Genomic DNA, 22,004 nt, shown 5'->3' on the forward strand with positions numbered 1-22,004 from the left:
CTCAGGGGTTCTCCTCGGCGTCGGCATCAGAGTCGGATTCGGCCTCGACCGGGTCTGCGAGGGGTGCCGCGGGGGCTTCCTCCTCGGGACAGCCGGCGTCGAGGTAGTTCTGGAGCAGGATCCGGGCCGCGAGCATGTCGCGGAGCCCTTTCCGCTTCTTACGCTTGAAACCGACGTCCATGAGGCTCTCTTCCGCCTCCGACGTCGTGTAACGCTCGTCGTAGAAGGTGACGGGCAGGTTCGTCTTCTCGGCGAGCCAGGCCCCGAACTTCCTGGCGAGGATCGCCGACGACCCCTCGCGCCCCCCCGTGTGCAGCGGGAGCCCGATGACGATGCGCTCGACCTCGTGCTCGACGACGAGCTTCTGGTAATGGGCGGCGTCGCGCACGGGGACGATCCGCTCGTAGACTTCGAGCGGGGTCGCGATGACGCCGCGGGGGTCGCTGATGGCCGCCCCCACGCGACGCGTCCCGAAATCGAGGCCGAGGATCCTGGGCATCAGTCGTTTCCTCGTTCGCAGGAGGCGTCGGCGGCGTCCGGGTCTTGCATGGGGTCAGAGTGTCGAGCCGAAGCCCGCCTTGTCGAGGCCTTCCACGAGGGCCTTGAGCTTGTCGAGCTGGTCCTTCTTCGCGACGAGCGTCGCGCCGCCGGCCTGGACGATGACGAGGTCGTCGACGCTGAGGGTCGCGATCAGGCCGCCGTCGTCGGAGACGATGATGGAGTTCGTCGTCTCTTTGGCGAGCACACTCCCCTGGGTCGTGTTCCCCTGGGCGTCGGCCGCGACGAGGGCGGTCAGGGCCCGCCAGTCTCCCACGTCATTCCAGTCGTAGACGACCTCGAGGACGTAGATGTTCTCGGCTTTCTCCATCACGGCCTTGTCGATGGGGACCTTCTCCATCGCCGGGTATTCGCGGGCGATGGTCTCGGCCTCGGAGGGGGTGCCGAGGGTCTTGCCGACGCGGTCGAGCGCCTCGGCGAGGCCGGGCCGGTGCAGCTTGAGGGCGTCGAGGATCGCGCGGGCGCGCCAGACGAAGATGCCCGAATTCCAGGAGAAGCGGCCTTCGGCGAGGAACCTCTCGGCCGTCGCCAGGTCGGGCTTCTCGCGGAACTGGGCGACGCGGTTCACGGCGATGCCGTCGATCGCCGGCGACTCCTCCCCGCGCTCGATGTAGCCGTATCCGGTCTCGGGGCGGGTCGGCTTGATGCCGAAGGTGATGAACGCGGTCGGATCCTTGTCGAGGATCGAGACGGCGGCGTTCACGGTGCGCTGGAATTTCTCGGGGGGCTCGATGACGTGATCGGCGGGCATCACGATCATCGTCCCTTCGGGGTCGCGCCTGGCGACGATCTCGGCGGCGAGGCCCACGCAGGCGGCCGTGTCACGCGGGCAAGGTTCGGCGACGACGTTCTCGGCCGGCAGCTCGGGCAACTGGGCCCGGACGGCCTCGGCCTGGTCGGCGCCGGTGATGATCAGGACGCGCTCGTGGCTGACCAGCGGCGCGATGCGCGCGACCGTCTGCTGGAGCATCGTCGCGTCGCCGTAGAGCTTCAGCAACTGCTTCGGCTTGTTCCGGCGGCTCTTGGGCCAGAAGCGGGTTCCACTTCCACCGGCCATGACGACGGCGTAAAGCATGACTCTTTCCGTTTACCTTGTCCGAGTGAAAGGCCTCGAGATCGACGACCTCGAGGCAGGAAGGGGTGGACCGGCCTCCACCGGATGGTCAAAGGCCGAGGAGAAGGCCCGATCCGCCCGTCGAATCTCGGGCGGGCCCGGCCTCCTCGCTTCGTCCAAACCCTTGGCTAGTCTCAGGTAACCTAGAACAAGATCCTCCAGGGTACCCGGATGGCTCGCGGCACCACAAGGACGCCGCGGCCTCACTCACCGGTCAACGCAGGTAGGTCGCCTTGTCGACGACGAGGCCGGGCTCGAGCTTGTGCTTGAGCTCTTCGGCGTCGAGGGCGAGGAGCGGGCTGATCTCGATGCCGAAGGGGACCGAACCGTCGGGCAGCCGGTTCACCACGGCCCCGGCTCGTTCGAGCCAGTTCGCGTAGAGCTCGGTCATGCGCTTGCGGACGCTCTCGGGAGAGTCGGAGCCCGTCGCGTTCTTGAGCGGCTCGAACTCGATCGCCCGGTCGGTCTCGACCATCGTCGAGTTCTCGGCCATGGGGAGGGCATCGAAGATGAACCGTTCGAACTTGATCGCGTTCGGCTCTTTCGGAGAGACGAAGTTCCCCGACTCGTCGACGTAGGGGACCTTCTTGACGGCGCGATGGAAGGGGAGCCTGAGTCCTTCCAGGAGCCGCTCGATGAAGCCTCGCTCGATGATGTGGACGGCGATGCTGCCGGCCCAGAGCTGCAACGTCCCTTCCGGCTCGCGACGCTCGGCGAGCTCGCTGGGGAGGTCGGAGTATTCGATCACCTGCGGCTTGCCGTCGACGCGGACGACGAGGCCCACCTTCTCATCCGGGGTGAGCTTCTCGATGACCTTGAACGACATCTCGGCGTCGGCCTGGCGATGCAGGCCGATGAACGCCGGGTCGGCGATCTTGACCATCGGGTTGTCGACCTGGAAATAGAAGAGGGTGCGAACGCCGAGTTCGCGCATCTCATCAAGGCAGCTCGGCTTGCCGTCGAGGCCGGGGACGGCGAGGGCGGCGAGGGTCCCGCCGTGGCCGTCGGGGCTGAGGGCGAGCCGACCCTTGTCGGCGAGGAGGACCTTGCCCGTCTCGCGGTCGATGGCCGGCATCTGCCCCTGGACGAAGAAGCGGACGTGCTCCAGGCCGAAGTTCTTGTTCTCGGCGAAGAAGGCGACCGTCGTGTCGTTGTTCTCGGGGCTGGTCATCACGTAGAGGGGCACGGTCTTGCCGTGCCTCCGCCCCAGCGCGACGATCTTTTCGGCGTGGATCTGGAAGAGGCTCGCGCCCGAGACGGGCCCGATCGGGTACGTCCCCTTGGGTCCTTCGAACCCGAGGCGGGTGCCCGAGCCCCCCGCGACCAGGATCACGCCCACCTCGCCGGCGGCCAGGGCGGCATTGCCGACCTCGGTGATGTGGCGACGCGCGACTCGCTCCCCGTCCGTCTTGGGCAGGCGGAACACCTCGATCGGCTCCACCTTGTCCCAGGCGGCCGGCTCGTCACCCGAATCGCCCTTCAGCATCTTGGCGACGAGCTGGTCGAGCTGATCCAGGTCGAGGGCCTCGACCTCTCGCGCGAGCCGGACTTGCTGGCCCTCGTCGAGTTCGGACCACCACCGGAGGAGGTGTTCCTGACCGTGCTGCGTTAACCGCTCCAAAAGTTCGCGGTCGGGGGGCATGCAATGCGACTCCCAACGTTCACCGCCATGGGGCTCGAGGGAGGTTGCCTCCCCCGGCCGCCTGCGCGGCATCGAAAGTAAGAATTTCAAAATTCCAGGGCGAGGCCATCGTAGGCCAGGGCAACTTGGGGGGGCAAGGTCGACTCGGTCGGGCCGTGGTCGAAACTGTGCGAGAGATGCGTGAAGAAGGTTCGTCGGGGCTTGAGCCGCTCGACGACCTCGAGGGCCTGTTCCAGGTTAAAGTGGGTCGGGTGCGGCTCGAACCGGAGGGCGTCGAGGATCAGGGTGTCGAGGCCTTCCAGGAGCGGCCAGCTCGCGTCGGGGATCTTGCGGACGTCGGTGCAATAGGCGAGGTCGCCGATCCGGAAGCCCACGACATTGAATCGGCCATGCTCGAGCCTGATGGGCAGGATTCGTTCGCCGAGGACTTCGAATGGCACGGCGGGGGCGATCGACTCGAACCGGAGCTTGGGCAGGTGGCCCGGCGGCAGGTTCATGCCGAGCTCGTTGAAGGCGTAGTGGAAGACGCTCCGGATCGTCGCCTCGGTCTCGGGCTCGCAATAGATCGGGACCGGCCCCCCCAGGAACTTGGGGAAGAGCCGGGCGTCGTCGAGCCCGAACAGGTGGTCGGCGTGGTTGTGCGTGTAGGCGATGGCGTGGACGAGCTTGATCCGCTCGCGCAGGAGTTGGATGCGCATCTCCGGCGTGGTGTCGATCAGGAGGTTCCCCTGCGGGAACTGCAGGAGGACGCTCGGCCTGGTGCGCGAATTCCGAGGGTCGGTCGAAGAGCAGACGGCGCAATCGCAACCGAAGACGGGCACGCCCGTGGACGTGCCGGTGCCGAGGAACAAGAGCCGCCTGCTGCGGGTGGTTGCAATCATTTCCGGCAAGCCACTGACCTCCGATGCCGCGATGCGAACCGAGCCGACGGCGCGTCGTCCCCCCTCTTCCGGCCCTGCCTAGAATCGGGACGGGATATTGTACGACCTTGCCGCGGGATCTTCGACGGCAACTTGATCGCGACGGAACGAGCCGGGCGAAGTTTACGCAGGTCATTGTCCCATGAAGGTTAGAGTGCGGCGTCTCGGGACGGGTCTCACCCCGCCATTCCGCTTGACGGAGGGTCGCCGGCAGTTGTAAGATCGCTGCTACAATCGACTTATTCCGACTACAATGCTCTTCGGGGCAGGGCGAATTCGGCAATGGAACTGCTTAGCGAAATTTGGGATAAGACGAACGACGCGTTCTCTGCGATGTCTGAGGGGGTCTCCGAAGGGCTGATCCGCCTCTTCGGGAACTCGAACGAACGTCAGATCCGCCGAATGCGGCCGATCGTGGCTCGAATCAACGAACTCGAGCCGTCGATGCAAAGCCTGACCGATGACCAGCTCTACGCCAAGACGGAGGAGTTCCGGTCTCGGCTGGCGAAGGGCGAAACCCTGGACGCCCTGCTGCCCGAAGCCTTCGCCGCCTGCCGCGAGTCGGGCCGGCGGTTCCTCAAGATGCGGCACTACGACGTCCAACTCATGGGCGCCATGGTGCTCCACGGCGGCAACATCGCCGAGATGGTCACCGGCGAAGGCAAGACCCTCGTCGCCACCCTCGCCGCCTACCTCAATGCCCTCACCGGCAAGGGCGTCCATGTCGTCACGGTGAACGACTACCTCGCCCGCCGCGACGCCGAGTGGATGAGCCCGCTCTTCAGCGGCCTGGGCATGACCGTCGGCGCCATCCAGTCCGAGATGGACTCGGAAGAGCGTAGGGAAGTCTACTCCCGCGACGTCACCTACGGCACGAACAACGAGTTCGGCTTCGATTATCTCCGCGATAACATGAAGCCGACCAAGGACCTGCAGGCGCAGGGGCCGCTCAACTACGCCATCATCGACGAGGTCGACAGCATCCTCATCGACGAGGCGAGGACGCCGCTCATCATCTCGGGCCCGGCCTTCGACGACGTCCGCAAGTATGCCGAGGCGGACCGGATCGCACGCCTCCTCCGCAGGGACGTCCACTTCGAGGTCAAGGAAAAAGAGCGGACCTGCCACCTCAACGACGAGGGCATCCGCGAGGCCGAGAAGATCGCCGGGATCGAGAGCTTCTACACGCCCGGCAACATGGAATGGCCGCACCTCATCGACAACTCGCTGAAGGCGCACCACCTCTACAAGCGCGACCGCGATTACGTCGAGATGAACGGCGAGATCGTCATCGTCGACGAGTTCACGGGTCGCCTCATGACCGGCCGGCAGTGGTCGGACGGGCTCCACCAGGCGGTCGAGGCCAAGGAACGCGTCAAGATCAAGGAAGAGAACCAGACGCTCGCCACCATCACCCTCCAGAACTTCTTCAAGCTCTACAAGAAGCTCTCGGGGATGACCGGCACGGCCATGACCGAGGCCAACGAGTTCTACAAGGTCTACCACCTCGACGTCGTCGCCATCCCGACGAACCGGACCCTGACCCGGCAGAGCTACGCCGACGTGATCTATCGCTCGGATCGGGAGAAGTTCAACTCGATCCTGAAGGAGATCCAGGAGGTCCACGCGACCGGGCGGCCGATCCTCGTCGGCACGACCTCGATCGAGAAGTCGGAAGAGATCGCCGACCTGCTCAAGCGGCACGGCATCCCGCACCAGGTGCTGAACGCCAAGTACCACGAGCGCGAGGCCGAGATCGTCGCCCAGGCCGGCCGGAAGGGGGCCGTGACGATCGCCACCAACATGGCCGGCCGCGGCACCGACATCATCCTCGGCGGCAACCCCGAGTTCATGGCCTGGGCCGACCTGAAGCGCCTCACGAACGAGGACGGCCGGCCCCTCTATCCGACCCGGCTCGAAGTACCGCCCCAGGTCTGGGTCGCGGCGGTCGAGAAGTACGCGCCCGAGATGAAGGCCGAGGGACGCGAGGTCGCCGAGGCCGGCGGCCTGCACATCATCGGCACCGAGCGCCACGAAAGCCGCCGGATCGACAACCAGCTCCGCGGTCGCGCCGGCCGTCAGGGGGACCCGGGAACGTCCCGATTCTTCCTCTCGCTCGAAGACGACCTGATGCGGAAGTTCGCCGGGGAGTGGGTCTCGAACGTGCTCACCCGCCTCGGCATGGAAGAGAACGAGGCCATCGAGAGCAAGCTCGTCTCGCGCCGGATCGAAGGGGCCCAGAAGAAGGTCGAAGAGCGCAACTTCGACTCTCGTAAGAACCTGCTCGAATACGACGAGGTCATGGACGAGCAGCGGAAGCGGATCTACTCCTTCCGGCAGCGGCTCCTGGACGGGTACCCGGCCAAGGACTCGATCCTCGACATGATCGACGAGCAGGTCAAGGGCGCGGCCGACCGCTTCCTGGCCGACGACTATGGGACCGCCAGCTTCGCCGAATGGGCCGGCCAGCGGCTCGGCGTCGAGCTTGCGGCCAGGGACTTCCGCGGATCCGAGTTCCAGGACGCCGAGGAAGAGGCCAAGCGCCAGGCCGAGCGGCAAGCCAACGACCAGGTCCGCGAGGCGATCGAGGAGAACCTGCCCCCCGACGCCGACCCGTCGGAGTGGACCTGGCAGTCGCTGGCGTCCTGGGCCAACACCCGCTACAGCCTCAACCTCAAGGACAAGGACCTTCGCAAGTTCGGGAGCTACGAGGGGGGCGAGTTCGAGCTCGACCGAAACGGCCTCGAAGACTTCCTGGTCCAGAAGGCCAACCACACGATCACGACCGTCGACCTCGCCCCGTCCCAGGAGTTCCTCAAGGGCGACTGGGGCCGGCGCTCGCTGGCGGGCTGGGTCCACCACAAGTTCGGGCTCGCGATCGACCCGGCCGAATGGGAGCAGCTCTCCAAGGCCGAGATCGTCCGCAAGATCCAAACTCAGACCCGAGAGCTCTACGCCCGCAAGGAGGCCGAGTTCCCGGTCCAGGTCGGCCTGACCAAGTTCCTGGCCGAGCGTTCCCAGAACCAGAGCCCCCGGTACGACCGCGACGGCCTGGCCCTCTGGGCCTCGGAGCGGTTCCGCACGGCCGTCGACCCCGAGGAACTCCGGCCGCTCCTGCGTCCCGAGATCGAGGCCTTGCTCCTCGAAGTCGCCCGCAAGCACTATCGAGGCGCCAAGCTCGCCGAGGAGCTCGAGCGTCGGATCGACGCCGCCTACGGGCCCAGGCCCGAGGAGACCCGATTCGGCCCCGCCCCCTCCCCGGCCCCCGACGCCAAGAAATTGGCCGAGCTGGTGGCCTGGGCTCGCGCCGAGCTCGGCGTCGACGCGAACGTCGAGGAGATGACCGACGAGGGTCGCGAAGAGGCCCGACTCGAACTCTTCAACGCGCTCGACTCGCAGCATCGGCCCGAGATGCGCGAGATGGAGAAGGTGCTCGTCCTCCAGATCCTCGACTCGAGCTGGATGGAGCACCTCCGGGCGATGGACCACCTCCGGAGCTCGGTCGGCCTGCAAGGGTACGCCCAGATCGACCCGAAGGTCGAATACAAGCGCGAGGGCATGCGGATCTTCTCGGAGATGTGGACCGGCGTCTCCGACAAGGTGACCGACCTGATCTTCCGCGTCGAGCAGTTCGATCCGGAGTTCCTCTCCTACCTGGGGAGCCGCTGGCAGCTCGACCGCGCCCAGACGATCCACCAGGCCCCGGCCTCCGAGCTTTCCGCCGCCAGCCCCGCCTCCGGCATCCGCGCCCAGCAGGAAGCTGCGATCGCCTCGAGCCAGCAGTCGACCGAGAAGAAGGCCGAGCCGGTCCGGAACCTCGGGAAAAAAGTGGGTCGAAATGACCCCTGCCCCTGCGGATCCGGTAAAAAATTCAAAGCTTGCTGCATGAGGAAAGAGGCCGCGGCCGATTCTTTCTGAATGGCGACGCGAACTCATGAGGGTTCATACCCTCGCTGACACGAGCATGCCGAGCCTAGCCGCTCGGCATGTTCGTTTCCCGGCGGATACAACATTGTGCCGCATCTCATTCAAGAGGCCGGAGTTAGGTTCGACGGGCGGCGAACGCTCGTCGGATCGACGCAGATCGTAGGCTGAGTTCTTCCGACTCATCCCGGGCAAGGGCCCGGGATGGGGGGTGTTGCACGCGGATACCGAGGTGAATCGGGCACACGAGTTGCTTTAACGGGTGACTGTTCCGGTTACGCCGGAGTACGCGATGCTGGTCCGGGAAAGGATTCCCCATGCCGTTGCTGTTGAATCTCGTCTATCTCGCCCTTTTGACGGCGTGTGCTCCCCTCCTCATCATCAGGGGGCTGCGAACGGGTCGATACCGCGAGGGATGGCCTGAGAAGTTCCTCGGCCGGGCCCCGATCCGGATCTCCGACCGTCCCTGCCTCTGGTTCCACGCGGTGAGCGTCGGCGAGGTGCATTTATTGCAACCACTGGTCCAGGAGCTCGCCCGCAGGCGGCCCCGCTGGGACGTGGTGATCTCGACGACGACGACCACCGGGCTGGCCTTCGCGAGACAGACTTTCCCCGACCTCGTCACCTTCTACGCCCCGCTCGACTTCAGCTGGGCCACCCAGCACGCGATCAGCCGGGTCCGGCCGACCGTCCTGGCCCTCGTCGAGCTCGAGCTCTGGCCCAACCTCGTCTGGGCCGCGAAGCAGGCCGGGGCGCGGGTCGCGATCGTCAACGGGCGACTAAGCCATCGGAGCCACCGCGGCTATCGCAGGCTCCGGGGCCCTCTCGGCTCGACCCTGCGTCGGATCGACGCGGTGACGGCCCAGACCGACGAGTACGCCGCGCGTTTCATCGACCTCGGGGTGCCGAGCCAGCGGGTCCGCGTCACCGGCTCCATCAAGTATGATGGCCTGGAGTGCGACCGAGCGAACCCGAGGACCCTCGCCATGCGTCGGGCGCTCGGCCTCTCGGCCTCCGACCTCATCTTCGTGGCGGGGAGCACCATGGAAGGGGAAGAGGCCGCGGCCCTCGCCGCCTTCCACGCCGCGAGAACCAGGCACCCGAAGCTGCGGCTCGTCCTGGTCCCCCGGCACCAGGATCGGTTTGAAAAAGTTGCAGAGTGGCTCCGCTCGAAGGGTGAAACCTTCGTCCGCAGGAGCGAGGGGCTCGAATCCCCCTCGATCCGGAACCCGGCGCCGATTATCCTGGTGGATAGCATCGGCGAGCTCTCGGCGGTCTGGGGCCTGGCCGACGTGGCGTTCGTCGGCGGCAGCCTTCTGCCTGGGCGTGGCGGCCAGAACATGATGGAGCCGGCCGCCTTCGGCGCCTCGGTCATGTTCGGGCCTTACACCGAGAACTTCCGCGAGACGGTCGAGCAACTGCTCTCGAGGCGAGGCGCGCGTCGGGTCTCCAGCGCCGACGAGCTGACCCATGCCCTGATCGCCGACCTGGACGATCCCGAGGCCGCCGCCGAGCGTGGCGAGTCGGGTCGTGCCTACGTCCTGGCCCAGCACGGGGCCTCGCACCGGACCCTCGCCGAGCTCGACCGCCTGGTCGACGCCACTCCGGCACTGGCCAATTGACAGGCCCCTCGACCGCCCGCGATACTCTCGAAAGCGTCCCGGGCGGTTCCGCGGGAAGGCCTGAGCCGGCCGGCATCTCGAAGCACGAAGTCCCGGCTTGCCCGCGAGTCGAAGGCGGATCCTTCGGCCCGTGGGCTTACTGGTTAATCGCCTCTCGCGGAGCAAATCGCCCCGCCGTGCGGCTTTGGAATCGCCCTAGAGGTAACTCCGGGCGGTTGTGAGGTCTCAAGCGGGTGTGGTACGCTCGGCTCCCATCGCCGCTATGGCGCCGGGAGAAGTGATAATAGGGAGATCGAAATGAGCGAACTAGAGAATCCTGAATCCGCGGCGGGCTCGCAGCACCATCCGATCCAGCAGCAGACGACGGAAGTCGTCGTCGACGATTCGGGGACGGTGCCCTCGTACTCGAATTTCTGCCGGGTGACGGCGACGCCCGAGGAAGTGATCCTCGACTTCGGCCTGAATCCCCAGCCGTTCGCCACGGGTCGCCAGGAGGTCAAGGCGAACCAGCGGATCGTCATGAACTTCTACACGGCCAAGCGGTTGCTGACCGCCCTGGGCATGACCATCCAGCGCCATGAGCAGACGTTCGGCTCGATCGAGCTCGACGTCCGTCGTCGCGCGGGCACCGCCCAGCAGCAGTTCCCGCAGCCGACCGCCGGCCGCCCCACCGGCCCCAAGGGCGTCGTCGAATAATCACGCCCCGACCGAGACAAGGCGGCCCGGACCGGCCCTCGCCTCGACGGGCCGGCCTCGCCGTCGGAATCCTCGCCCTCATCTCGCCCCAGGCATCCTCGCCGTCGTCAGGCACGACGAGCCTCGGACGCCACTCCGGCAGGTGAGGGTTCTTCGCGCGCGGCCGGTTCAACTCGGTTCGCTTCATCCCGCCTCGGTTCACTTCCGAATCCCTCCTCGCTTCTCCTCGGGTCGCTTATCCACGGTCCCGGCGTGATCCACAACACCTCGTATCCGGTGTCGGACGTGGCGATTTTGCGGGTTCCACCCGATCTTTCGTTGATGTCAAGGCGGCGATCAGCCGATTCTTCTCAGCAGAATGGTCCGCGCACGCCGGTCGTGCCGGTTCTCTTGGATCGCCGCCTATTCCGACTGATCCGCGAGAACTAGCCGCGCCGATACCGTAGATTGCCGGGCAACGCCTCGGTCCTGGAAGGACCCGTCGATCCTAAGGAGAGAATGGAATGTCTCACCCAACCCGACCGCAGGCACAGGGCCCAGCGCGGCGGCGTCGTCGTGATCTTCGGATCGAGCCCGTTCAAGCCCTCGAACAGCGCTCATTGCTCGCTCCCTTCGTGGCGACGGGTCCGATCACGGCCTCGTTCGCCACGGCGACGGGCACGCCGACCAATGCTAACCTGGGCACGGTCACGATCACGTCCGGCATCACCACGGGCAGCAGCACCACGTTCCCGACGGCGGCCCCGACGACGTCGGTTGCGATGCTGACCCCGGCCTCCTCCTTCGGCGGCGACATCGTCCGGATCAAGGCCGGCCCCGGCGGCGTCTTCGGCAACGTGCTCTACGCGGTGGACCGCGGTGCCGGCGGGAACTCCAGCGCCGCCAACCACCCGGGCGTGATCTATCGCGTCGACCCGGCCACGGGCAAGGCGAGCGTCTTCTTCGACCTGAACTCGGTCATCAACCAGCTCGAGCCGGGCGGCAACGCCAGCAACTCGGTCGGGGCCTCGACCGGCTTCGTCAACTGGTATGACATCGCGTTCGACCCCGAAGGGACGTTCAACGGCACCCCGTCGATGTTCGTCAGCAGCGTCGACCGGACCGACCCGAACAAGAACATCATCTACCAGATCAGCCCGCAGGGGACCTTGCTCGGCACGTTCGTGAGCCTGACGGACGGGCAGTCGGCCCTCAAGTTCAACATCAACCCGACGGCCATCCTGGTCCCGCCCGTCCAGGATCAGAGCTTCCTCCGGGGCCTGATCGCGGGCACCGGCACCGGCTCGACCACCAGTTCCAGCTCCGGGACCACGTTCGCCGCGCTCTACTTCAACGCGAACGCCTACTCCCCGGGCCAGAACATCAGCACGAGCACGCTGCCGACCGGCGTCTCCCAGACGAACCTCGACCTCGGCCCGCAGGTCGGCCTGACGGCGGCCAACCAGGATTACCTCTCCCAGGTGTACTCGGCCTACACCGACTTCGGCACGCCCGCCAGCGACAGCGGCGGCATCCCCGCCAGCCCGGGCCTCTCCGGCGTGCAAGGGCTGAATGGCGAGGACCTCATCGGGCTCTTCGGCACGACCTCCACGAGCCTCACCCCCGACCAGACGTCGGAGATCTCGACCACCTTCCGCCGCTTCCAGGACATCGCGTTCGACCAGTACGGCTACTTCTCCCAGGGCTTCCCGCTCAGCACCACCACGTCGACCAGTTCGGGGACGGGCAGCACGGGGAGCGGGACGACCACGTCCTCGGCCTCGCTGGGGACCCCGGTCTCGGCGGGTAACCTGTTCGTGGCCGACCTCGCGACGGGCCTGAGCGTCAGCGTCACCCCGCTCGCGCCGCTGGCGACGACCGCGATCCAAGTCCCGATCCAGGGCCCCGGCACCATCGGCGTCACGACCGACGCCTCCGGCAACGTGGTGCCGATCGTCACCAACGGCAACACGACCGATGGCAGCAACATCGGCGGCCGCATCGTCCGGATCACGCCCGACGGCACGGTGACGACCTTCGCGGCCGGCTTCAACACCTCGGGCGCCCAGGATTCGACGAGCTTCCTCGACTCGAGCCTGAGCATCTCGTTCTCGGCCGACGGTACGACCCTGTACGCCTCGGACGACGACGGCATCTGGCAGTTCAAGACGACGACCAGCCTCGCCACCTCGACGACCGGCTCGTTGATCGGCCTCAACGACCTCCGCACGTTGGGCGTCCCCTACGACGGCAACGGCAGCGCAGTCGCGATCGTCGATACGGGCGTCGATGCCACCTCCCCGCCGTTCCGCGGCCGCGTGGCCGGCGGTACGAATGTGGTGACGGGCGGCCTGGGCAACACCGACACCGCGACGTCCGTCTCGAGCTCCGGCGGCAGCACGGGCTCGACGGGCGGGACGGGCGGTAGCACCGGCGGCTCGGGCTCGAGCAGCGGCGGGAACTCGATCACCGCGGTCTCGGTCGACGGCCACGGTACGCTCGTCGCGGGCGTCGTGGCCCAGTTCGTGCCCCAGGCGACCCTCAATCCGGTCAACGTCTTCTATCCGTTCCTCTCCGCTTCGTCCACCACTTCCTCCGGTTCGGGCAGCGGCACGGGTGGAGGAACCGGCGGCGGCACGGGCGGAGGAACCGGCGGCAACACCGGGGGCAACAACGGCGGGACGACCATCACCGCCAACTCGAACGCCTTGACCACCACCAACGCCGTCTACCAGGGGACGGCTTACGTGGCCTCCCACCCGTATGTGAATGACCCGGTCCGGCCCAACAAGGTCAACCGCGTGATCGCATCGGTGTACGGGTTCGGCTCGACGGAGACGTTCGACACCGAAGGGACCGCGTACCGCCGGTATCCGCAGATCGTCATCGCGTTCAAGAACCAGCTCAGGAAGTTCCGTGCCCTGGGCATCGCCCCGGTCGCGGCGGCCGGGCAGTTCGGCGCCCCGTTCGCGGCCGGCTCAAGCTCCAACAGCACCAGCGTCGGCGGCGGCACGGGCGGCAGCGGCGGGACCAGCGGTGCCACGATCGGTGCGACCGGCACCAACAACGCGAACAACTCCAATGACGGCGACGTCAACGGCATGGCCTTCCCGGCCGTGCTGAACGAGATGGTGTCGGTCACGGGCACGATCCCGTTCCCGTACTCCAGCTCCCCCTCGAGTGCCCCGACGGACCCGACGATCGGCGTCCTCCAGACCAACATCAACAATGTCCCCGCCCAGATCCTCTACGAAGGGGTCGCGGTCGGAGGCATCCAGCTCGCCACGGGCACCAGCGGGACGGGCACAGGCTCCGGGACGACGTCCGGCAGCTCGGACCCGATCAGCCAGCTCACGCAGGGCAACCTCGCGATCTACAGCGACCGGGTCCTCGCGTCGGCCAACCGCAGCGCGACGACCGACTTCGCCGCCCCGGCCATCGACGTGCCGACCTTCCGCCGTCGGTTCACCCAGACCACGAGCAGCACATCGACGGGCACCAGCGGGACCTCTTCGTCCACCAGCACCCTGACGGGCGACTCGACCGACCCGAACGATCACCTGACGTTCATCCAGGGCGGTACCTCGCTGTCGGCCGCCATCGTCGGCGGGTCGTTCGCGATGGTCTCCTCGGCCCTGAACTACTGGTCGACGATCAACCAGACGGGCGTAACGTCCGATGCGTACCTGACCACCCCCGTCCAGGCGATGACCCTGAACTTCGGCGGTGCGGGTGCGCTCAAAGACCTCTCGATGTACAACAACCCGGACGGGATCAACGCGATCCTCCAGTGGACCGCCGTCCCCGTCACGGATGCGAACGACGGGCTCAGCACCGCGAGCCCGCCGTACCTCACGGGGAGCACCGACTTCCGCTCCTACTCCCGCATCGACGTGGGGAACGCCATCGCGGCCGTGGAAGGCACGATCGCCATCCAGTACCTCTTGCAGCACAACGACTTCCCGCTGATCGACGAGAACAACGACGGGAGCATCACGGCCCAGGAAATCCAGGACTTCGTCGACAACGCGCCGAAGACCGGGCAGTACGAAGCCGCCGCGATGGCCCGCCTGCTGGGCGGAACGTCACGCATCCCGAGCGACAGCACCACGCTCTTCGGCGAGCAGCCTGACCAGCCGGACGTGCTGCAACGCCGGTTCAACTTCTTCGACGCGGCCGCGGACGGGCAGCTCAACGGCTCGATCAGCATGGCGCAGCTCCGCATGCTGTCGAAGACGCTGCTGCCGTCCCCCACGGCCTTCACCATCACGAACCGGCAGAAGTCGGCGAACGCCGGGTATCTGCTCGACCCCAGCGTGACCCGCAACTACCACGACTTGCAGCACCTCCAGCCCAGGTACACGCTGGTGCCGAAGAGTGCCCTGGTCAAGTACCGCAACATCTCTCCGGATCGCTTCAAGGTGAACCGGCTGGTGGGCACCGACTCGATCGCGGGCCAGTTCCCGTTCTACACGCTCTTCGCGGGCGGTAAGACGACCAGGACCGTGGTTCAGAACTCGGTGAAGCCGGCCAGCGTCACCACGAGTTCGACGACCCCGACGGTCGGATCCTCGACGCACACCACGACCGGCACCGGGACCGCCGGCGGCAGCACGACCACAGCCCAGACCACGACGGGCACGGGCTCCGGATCGACCTCGACGACCGGGACCGGGACCGGCACGAGTGCGGCCCAGTCCGCCGCCACGGCCCAGGGGCTGATCGACTACGCCAAGCAGCTCGCCAGCGGCTCCGGCACGACGACCCCGACGACCACCGCCTCCACCACGACCACCACGGGGACAGGTTCGGGAACGGGGTCGACGGGCAACACGAGTTCGAGCACCAGCACGAGCAGTACGGCGTCGAACAGCAGCACGGCCTCGTCGCTCCCCTCCATCTTCGGATCGGATACGAGCACGACGACTGCCTCGAACCCGCCGGCCCAGACCGACCCGACCAAGAAGACCAGCTGAGGTCTTCCCGCAAATCGGGTCCCCTGAAGTCACGAAGGACCGACCGGCTTCCGAAAGGAGGCCGGCCGGTCCCTTTTCATTGCCCGGCCGAGAGCCCCGATCAACATCAAGAATGCTTGATTCGATACCACGTTGATGGTTCGAGGTGAAACGGGAAGACGCAGACGGCCGACGCAGCCGGCCTGATCTCGGGACAGGGGAATGCCTCGGCGATCGGACTCACGAGGGCGATGCAAGCCTCGAGGCCCAGGCCGAGGAGATGCTTGATCCCCCGCGAATGCACCGACTCGAAGTGGCCGACCGCCCCCGCCGCGTGGTGACTCATGCCGCGTCGAGTCCCTTCGCGGACCTTGACACCCGCCGCCGCGAGCCTGATCAACCCCTGGAGCACGACCGCCTCGGCCCCTTTGCGTCCGTGCGCATGCCAGAGCGCCTCCCAGTATTCGTGCGACTCCCAGTAATATCCCGCGTTGAAGAGTTCGAAGGCCCGGAGATAACAGGCCGAGACCTCCCAGCGATCGTCCACGATCGGCTCGGCGACCAGCCGGGGCCTGGCGAAGGAATGGCCGGCCTCCGAGCGGACGGGATGAGGCCAGGGGCCCTTCGGGAAGTAGGTGTAGGGGGGGAGGGGGTCGTCGGGTCCGATTTTCATCTCGAACTTCCTGGCCTGGGCGTGCGAAGATGGCGACTCGGCCGGACCTGCCTGTTCGATCATGGACGAGAGGGCCCGGGGACGGCAAGATTCGTCGGCCGGCGCGGAGGGATCCCCGGCCGATCGCCCACCCTCTGACGCGGGATCCTTCCTTTGCTAGCAACCGCCCCCCTGGTCCTCATCAACGCGGTCGGCCTGACGGGCCGGCTGCTGCCCCATGCCCCCAGGCTCAAGGCCCTCGCGGACTCGGGGTGGTCGAAGCCGCTCCGCGAGGTCCTGCCCGCCGTCACCTGCACGGCACAGGCCAGCATCCTGACGGGAAAGCCCCCTTCGGGACACGGGATCGTGGGCAACGGCTGGCTCTTCCGCGAGACGGGCGAGGTCCGGTTCTGGCAGCAGTCGAACCGCCTGATCCAGGGCGAGCCCCTCTACGAGACCGCCCGCAAGCGTGCCGAGGCCCAGGGGCGGACCTTCCGGACGGCCAAGCTCTTCTGGTGGTTCAACCAGGGGGCGGCCGTCGACCTGAGCGTGACCCCCAAGCCCTATTACGGCTCCGACGGCAACAAGGTCTTCGGGATCACCGGGTTCCCCGACGGGCTCTGCGAGCGCCTGGAGTCGGAACTGGGGACGTTCCCGTTCCGGACCTTCTGGGGGCCGGGTGCGGGCTTGCCTTGCACAACCTGGATCGCCAACTCGGCGGCCAAGGTGCTCGAGACCGAGCGGCCCAACCTCAGCCTCGTCTACCTGCCGCACCTCGATTACGACCCCCAGCGCCTCGGGCCTTCGAAGTCGGACATGCCCAGGCTCGTCGGCGAACTCGACTCGGCCTGCGAACGCTTGTTCGAGGCCTGCAAGCGCCTCGGCGCCCGCGTCTGGGTCGTCAGCGAATACGGCCACTGCGACGTCTCCCGCCCGGTTTACCTGAACCAGGTCCTGAGGCGCGAGGGGTTCCTCGTCGCGAGGGACGGGCCGTTCGGCGAGGTCCTCGAGACCTTCCAGAGCCGGGCCTTCGCCGTCTGCGACCATCAGCTGGCCCACGTCTACGTGCGGGATCCGGAAGACCTGGCCCGCGTGGGGGACATCCTCGCCGGGGTCCCCGGCGTCGCGCGAGTGCTCGCGGGAGAGGCCCGCGAGGACGTGGGGCTCGACCATCCGCGCTCGGGGGAACTCGTCGTCCTCTCCGACCCCGACGCCTGGTTCGCCTACCCGTACTGGCTCGACGACAAGAAAGCCCCCGATTTCGCCAGGACGGTCGACATCCACCGCAAGCCCGGCTACGACCCCTGCGAGCTCTTCTTCGACCCGAAGCTGCCGTGGGCCAAGGGGCGCGCGATGCGCAGGCTGATCCAGAAGAAGCTCGGATTCAGGACCCTCTTCGACGTCATCCCGCTCGATGCGGGCCTGGTGAAGGGGAGCCACGGGCTCTACGCGCAGGCTGACGAGGATCGGCCCATCCTGATCGGCGACGGGCCGGAGCCGACCTGCGAGGGCCTGCTCGACATGACGGCCATCCACGGGATGCTGCTCAACTCGCTCGTGCCGGAGTGAGGCGTCGGCACCTCTCGAAGCCAAACGATGTTCCACATGAAAACGCCTCCCGAATGATCGAGAGGCGTTTTCATTAACATTAATTCATGTCAGGCCACGGCCGCCTGGACGAACGGCTTCGGTTGGAAGTTGGGGGTCCAGGTCGGGAGGTCGCAGAGGCCGCCGCCGCAGAAGATGTGGTGCCAGAGCTGGGTCGAGACGACGCAGGTCAGGCCGACGTCGAAGACGAACCGACGCGCGGTGATCCTGGGCATGTGGGTCTGGAAGAACCGCTCGCGGGCGATGACCTTCGGGTCGAAGTAGCCCGTCTTGCTGAGCGACTCGGGGCTGAGGAGCTGGTCGACCCAGGCCGGGCGCTTCGGCCCGAGGAACGTCTGCGAGAGGCTGGCCCGGAACATCGTCTTCGGCCGATTGGCGATCTGCGCGGGGAGGGTCTTGGCCGCGACCTGGCGCAAGATCCATTTCTCGGTCCGGCCGTGCAGCTTGTAGTTCGGGTCGATGCCCGCGCAGAACTTGATCACGTCATCATCGAGGAACGGGTAGCGGGCCTCCACCGACGAGTGCATGGCGATGCGATCCCCCTTGGAGATCATCAGCAGCCCGGCGAGCATCACCTTGTAGCCGACGTAGAGCGACTGGTTCAGCGGGTGCCAGCTCCCGATGCGGTCGTTGGTGATGCTGAGGTCGCCATACGGGTTGTGATCCCCGAGCTTGCTCCACATCCCGGGCGTGTAGAGGATCGAACGGGCCTGCCCGATGAGCTCGTACATATCTTGCTGGGCTGTTCTAACACCGCCGATTGCACGCTCGGAGGGCCGGTGGGCCGAGCCGCCGCCGATCGCCGTGAGCAGGAACTTGCGGGTCAGGCGGGGCAGGAACGGCCCCACGCTGTTGATGACCGAGTCCCGCGCCTTCTGAGTCTTGAACCAGACGTAACCGGCGAGCGCCTCGTCGGCCCCTTCGCCGGTCAAGACCACCTTATATCCTTGCCCGTGAACGGCCTGGGCGAGCCGCATGAGCGCCGCGCACGAGGTGTCGAGGACCGGGCCTTCGGCCGCCACGGTGAGCTCGGGGAAGGCGTTGGCGATCTTGTCCTTGTCCATCGTCACCATCGTCAGCTTCGAGCCGAGCACGTCGGCAGCCTCGGTCGCCTCCGAGCGCTCGTCGGGGCCGGCGTTGTCGAGTCCGATGGTGAACGAGGGGACCGCCTCGCCCCGCTGCCTGCTGCTCATGCCGAGGACGACGGTGGAGTCGAGCCCGCCGCTGATGTAGCTGACGACCGGCACGTCGCTGCGGAGCCGGCGCTCGACCGACCGGCGGAGCACTTCTTCGAATTCGTCGACCAGGGGCCTCGGGTCGTCGAGACGACGCTCGTCGCCGGCGTCGGGGAAGTCGAGATCCCAGTACTTCTTGACCTCGACGCGCCCATCCTTGATCTTGAGGTAGTGGCCGGGGGCGAGGGACTTGATCCCGTCGAAGAACGTCCGCGTGGTCCCCGCGCAGAAGAACGAGAAGAGGTGGTCGATCCCCTTGTGGTCGGGGCGGGCCTCGACCATGCCCGAGGAGAGCAGGGCCTTGATCTCCGAGCCCCAGAGGAGCCAGCCGTCGCGCTCGGTGTAATAGAGCGGGCAGATCCCGACGCGGTCTCGGCCGAGGATCAGGGTGCGGTTTTCGCGGTCCCAGAGCGAGACGGCGAACTGGCCGCGAGCCTTCTCGAACATCCCCTCGCCGAGGTCCTCGTAGAGGTGGACCCAGGCCTCGGTGTCGCAATGGGTGGAGAGCCGGTGCCCTCGGCCAAGGAGCTCCTCGCGGAGCTCGGGGTACTCGAAGAGCTCGCCGTTGAAGGCGACCCAGATGTCGCCGCGCTCGTTGGGGATCGGCTGACGCCCGCCCGCGAGGTCGATGATCGACAGCCGGCGTGCGCCCAGCATGACGCCGGGCTCGCTATGGAATTGCTCGTCGTCCGGCCCTCGGTGTGCGATCGCCCCGGTCATGGCGAGGAGTCGTTGCACGGGGAACTCTCGGGTGCCGGTCAAGTCCAAGGCTCCGGCGATTCCACACATCGTCGATCCCTCTTCCAGGTGGTCTCTCGGGAATCAAGCCGCCGCGACGCCTGGTCCGCCTTGGCGAGCGGCACGCCCGGCCGACTTGCCGTGTGTCCGCGATCTTACTACCGCAAAGGCCGACGAGACTCGTGGAGCCTTCCCGATCTGGAGGCGAAGGCCCGCGACGGGATGGGCACGACTCGCCTCGGCTGGCGCCGGCGCATCGGCTTCGGGGGGATTGAGGCCGCGAATGGGTCCGCGTCAGGGTCCGACGGGTTGCGAGACCCTTGCGTCATCTTGCAAGGATCCGGCCGTCGCCGTCAATCTCCGATCGGCAGGAGGTCGCCTTCGCCCAGGTCGAAATTCAGGATCACGGGGACGATGCTCAGGGTCCGGCGACGGCTGGCGCGCCAGTAGACGACACCGCCGAAGACCGTGATCAGGAGAGTTCCGACCTGGAAGCAAATTCCGCGGAAGCCGAGGGGGACGTAGAACGCCATGTCTTCAGTCCTCGCTGGGGATGGATGGTGATGGATGAAATCAGGACTTCTTCCTCGACCCCCGCGATCATCATCGGCCCGTGTCGGCCGTCGCTGATGCTGCTGAGGCCCGCGAAACGATCGGCGATCTTCGTCGTGAGGACCGGGATCACGGTCTGCGTGTGCCCGCACTGGTTCGCGAAGATCACGGGGATGCCCAGGTCGCTGGCCACCTTCCCCGGGATCGCGCCCGAGAGCGGGCCTACGTGACCGAAAAGCCAGTGCTTGCGACCGGTCTCGCGATCGGCGAAGTCGGGCCAGGCCGCCGAGACAATGGCCAGGTCGATCCGGTCCCGATAGTCCCGCCAAACCTTCCGGTAGATCATGTCCGCGCAGATGGCGAAGCCGATCCGACCCCAGGGGGAGTTGACGATCAACGGCTTGCGACCGGGCGCGAAGCGGAACCTCTCCCAGAAGACGAGGTTGCGCTTGCGGTAGATCTGCGTGTCGCCGTCGGGCATGACGAAGGCGAGCGAGTCGTAGAGGTGCCGGCCTTCGCGCTCGACGAAGCCCGCGGCGATCCCCATCTTCCAGCGCCTGCTACGCTCGCGGAGGTGGGCCAGCGTCGGCCCATCGCGATCCTCGGCGTAAGGCGTATAGTCGGGACAGAGCCCATAGCCCGTGTTGAACAGTTCGGGCAGGACGACGAGCTCGGCGCCGGCATCCCGGGCCTCTTTGATTCGGGCGTCCGCCCGGCCGATATTGGCCGCGACGCTGAGTGGTTCACACGAGAGCTGGATGGCTGCGGCGGCGATCTTCACGTCGGTTCACCCCCATCCCTGAGGATGGCGAACGGATGTGGCGGTGCGTCACTTGGAATTTGGGGAACGGGATCGAGCCGGGGCTCGACGCAGGCTCGGACTAGCGAGGCGACTCTCTCTTTATCGGGCCGGCTCGAGGTCAATCCATGACCCGTTTGCCGGCCGATTCGGGGGGCCAGTCGGTCAACAACTGCAAAACCAGCGCAATCCGCACTCTCTCACAGGCTTCGGCGGACTGCCCTTTCGTCTCAGTCGGGGCCAACCACCGTGTCGAGGCCGGGTTGCGGATTCTCCAATAACCCATTTCGAAAAAGGCGGGTAGATCAACTCAACTTTTCCAGTACGGATTCCGAGGGACCGGCTTGGAACACTCCTCAAGCTTGATGCCCTCGTCGCCATTCGAGTATTCTTTCGGTAGAGACTGTTTGGGCAGACCGAACGGAATTTACCGTGACATTGACTCCTGCTGCACAGAAATTCGTCCTCCACTGGGGCGAGATGGGCCAGGCCTGGGGGATCAACCGTACCATGGCCCAGGTCCACGCCCTGCTGTTCGTCTCGCCGCAGGCGCTCGACGCGGAGGAGATCAGCAAGCTGCTCGACGTCAGCCGCTCCAACGTCTCGACGAGCCTGCGCGAGCTGATCACCTGGGGTGTGGTCAAGCGCGTCCACATCATCGGCGACCGCCGAGACCGGTTCGAAGCGCTCAAGGACGTGATGGAGACCTTCCGGGTCATCATGGCCGAGCGCAAGCGCCGGGAGATGGATCCGACGATCGCGCTCCTGGAGCATTGCGTCCGGGAGGCGAAGGCCGGCGGCCCCGCCGAGCAGTACACGCGGGAGCAGCTCGAGAAGATGCTCGAGTTCACGAGCATGGTCACGGCCTGGTACAGCCAGATCGACCGCCTCTCGACGCCGGCCCTCCAGCGCCTCTTCCGGGGCGGGGCTAAGCTCGCCAACCTCTTCAGCCTGGGCAGCCCGGCACAGGAAGAGCCCGAGCCCCCCAGCGCGAACCCGGCCTGAGCCGG

General features: G+C 66.7%; 14 protein-coding genes. 6 read left to right on the plus strand and 8 right to left on the minus strand.

Translation table 11 applies throughout. From position 1 onward, the window contains the following. Position 1: 1 nt before the first annotated feature. The 4 genes from ruvX to ACOYYX_RS10990 all read right to left on the minus strand — a co-directional run bounded on the left by ruvX (position 2) and on the right by ACOYYX_RS10990 (position 4,195). Positions 2 to 499, minus strand: a complete 498-nt coding sequence (ruvX, locus tag ACOYYX_RS10975) for a Holliday junction resolvase RuvX (RefSeq protein WP_422929968.1) — start codon at positions 497 to 499, stop codon at positions 2 to 4. A gap of 54 nt (positions 500 to 553) precedes the next feature. Further along, a complete protein-coding gene (locus tag ACOYYX_RS10980) occupies positions 554 to 1,633 on the minus strand; it encodes a mannose-1-phosphate guanylyltransferase (RefSeq protein WP_422929969.1) in 1,080 nt (359 codons plus the stop codon). Between the two features lie 253 nt (positions 1,634 to 1,886). After that, positions 1,887 to 3,314, minus strand: coding sequence for a UTP--glucose-1-phosphate uridylyltransferase (locus ACOYYX_RS10985; protein ID WP_422929970.1), 1,428 nt, complete (start codon positions 3,312 to 3,314; stop codon positions 1,887 to 1,889). Between the two features lie 86 nt (positions 3,315 to 3,400). Further along, a complete protein-coding gene (locus ACOYYX_RS10990; RefSeq protein ID WP_422929971.1) occupies positions 3,401 to 4,195 on the minus strand; it encodes an MBL fold metallo-hydrolase in 795 nt (264 codons plus the stop codon). 321 nt (positions 4,196 to 4,516) lie between these two features. Here ACOYYX_RS10990 and secA point away from each other — a divergent pair, with 321 nt between their 5' ends. From secA to ACOYYX_RS11010, 4 genes are all read left to right on the plus strand, one after another. Beyond that, entirely contained in the window at positions 4,517 to 8,152 is a 3,636-nt protein-coding gene (secA, locus tag ACOYYX_RS10995) for a preprotein translocase subunit SecA (RefSeq protein WP_422929972.1), read from the plus strand. 323 nt (positions 8,153 to 8,475) lie between these two features. Next, entirely contained in the window at positions 8,476 to 9,780 is a 1,305-nt protein-coding gene (locus ACOYYX_RS11000) for a 3-deoxy-D-manno-octulosonic acid transferase (RefSeq protein WP_422929973.1), read from the plus strand. 297 nt (positions 9,781 to 10,077) lie between these two features. Continuing rightward, a complete protein-coding gene (locus tag ACOYYX_RS11005) occupies positions 10,078 to 10,476 on the plus strand; it encodes a DUF3467 domain-containing protein (RefSeq protein WP_422929974.1) in 399 nt (132 codons plus the stop codon). A gap of 599 nt (positions 10,477 to 11,075) precedes the next feature. Continuing rightward, positions 11,076 to 15,431, plus strand: a complete 4,356-nt coding sequence (locus tag ACOYYX_RS11010) for a hypothetical protein (protein ID WP_422929975.1) — start codon at positions 11,076 to 11,078, stop codon at positions 15,429 to 15,431. Positions 15,432 to 15,537: 106 nt separating this feature from the next. Here the strand turns inward: ACOYYX_RS11010 and ACOYYX_RS11015 are convergent, their stop codons facing one another. After that, complete coding sequence (locus tag ACOYYX_RS11015; RefSeq protein WP_422929976.1) at positions 15,538 to 16,083, minus strand: DUF309 domain-containing protein; 546 nt, start codon at positions 16,081 to 16,083, stop codon at positions 15,538 to 15,540. Between the two features lie 153 nt (positions 16,084 to 16,236). Here ACOYYX_RS11015 and ACOYYX_RS11020 point away from each other — a divergent pair, with 153 nt between their 5' ends. Continuing rightward, positions 16,237 to 17,631, plus strand: a complete 1,395-nt coding sequence (locus ACOYYX_RS11020; protein WP_422929977.1) for an alkaline phosphatase family protein — start codon at positions 16,237 to 16,239, stop codon at positions 17,629 to 17,631. An 89-nt stretch (positions 17,632 to 17,720) separates the two neighbouring features. Here the strand turns inward: ACOYYX_RS11020 and asnB are convergent, their stop codons facing one another. From asnB to ACOYYX_RS11035, 3 genes are all read right to left on the minus strand, one after another. Beyond that, the gene (asnB, locus tag ACOYYX_RS11025; protein ID WP_422929978.1) at positions 17,721 to 19,667 is read right to left on the minus strand and encodes an asparagine synthase (glutamine-hydrolyzing); all 1,947 of its coding nucleotides are present in this window, start codon (positions 19,665 to 19,667) and stop codon (positions 17,721 to 17,723) included. 329 nt (positions 19,668 to 19,996) lie between these two features. Continuing rightward, positions 19,997 to 20,176, minus strand: a complete 180-nt coding sequence (locus tag ACOYYX_RS11030) for a hypothetical protein (RefSeq protein ID WP_422929979.1) — start codon at positions 20,174 to 20,176, stop codon at positions 19,997 to 19,999. Beyond that, complete coding sequence (locus ACOYYX_RS11035) at positions 20,116 to 20,976, minus strand: carbon-nitrogen hydrolase family protein (protein ID WP_422929980.1); 861 nt, start codon at positions 20,974 to 20,976, stop codon at positions 20,116 to 20,118. The genes ACOYYX_RS11030 and ACOYYX_RS11035 overlap by 61 nt, the downstream gene beginning before the upstream one ends. 450 nt (positions 20,977 to 21,426) lie before the next feature. Here ACOYYX_RS11035 and ACOYYX_RS11040 point away from each other — a divergent pair, with 450 nt between their 5' ends. After that, positions 21,427 to 21,999, plus strand: a complete 573-nt coding sequence (locus ACOYYX_RS11040) for a GbsR/MarR family transcriptional regulator (protein ID WP_422929981.1) — start codon at positions 21,427 to 21,429, stop codon at positions 21,997 to 21,999. Positions 22,000 to 22,004: the final 5 nt, after the last annotated feature.

The organism is Singulisphaera chitinilytica (assembly GCF_049331405.1).
In the GTDB taxonomy this organism is placed as follows: domain Bacteria; phylum Planctomycetota; class Planctomycetia; order Isosphaerales; family Isosphaeraceae; genus PoT.

Bases quoted from the DNA above. Each gene is read 5' to 3' on its own strand.
- ACOYYX_RS11005 (WP_422929974.1), top strand. From the start codon at position 10,078: ATGAGCGAACTAGAGAATCCTGAATCCGCGGCGGGCTCGCAGCACCAT.
- ACOYYX_RS11000 (WP_422929973.1), top strand. From the start codon at position 8,476: ATGCCGTTGCTGTTGAATCTCGTCTATCTCGCCCTTTTGACGGCGTGT.
- ACOYYX_RS10980 (WP_422929969.1), bottom strand. From the start codon at position 1,633: ATGCTTTACGCCGTCGTCATGGCCGGTGGAAGTGGAACCCGCTTCTGG.
- ACOYYX_RS10990 (WP_422929971.1), bottom strand. From the start codon at position 4,195: ATGATTGCAACCACCCGCAGCAGGCGGCTCTTGTTCCTCGGCACCGGC.
- secA (WP_422929972.1), top strand. From the start codon at position 4,517: ATGGAACTGCTTAGCGAAATTTGGGATAAGACGAACGACGCGTTCTCT.
- ACOYYX_RS11030 (WP_422929979.1), bottom strand. From the start codon at position 20,176: ATGGCGTTCTACGTCCCCCTCGGCTTCCGCGGAATTTGCTTCCAGGTC.
- ACOYYX_RS11015 (WP_422929976.1), bottom strand. From the start codon at position 16,083: ATGAAAATCGGACCCGACGACCCCCTCCCCCCCTACACCTACTTCCCG.
- ruvX (WP_422929968.1), bottom strand. From the start codon at position 499: ATGCCCAGGATCCTCGGCCTCGATTTCGGGACGCGTCGCGTGGGGGCG.
- ACOYYX_RS10985 (WP_422929970.1), bottom strand. From the start codon at position 3,314: ATGCCCCCCGACCGCGAACTTTTGGAGCGGTTAACGCAGCACGGTCAG.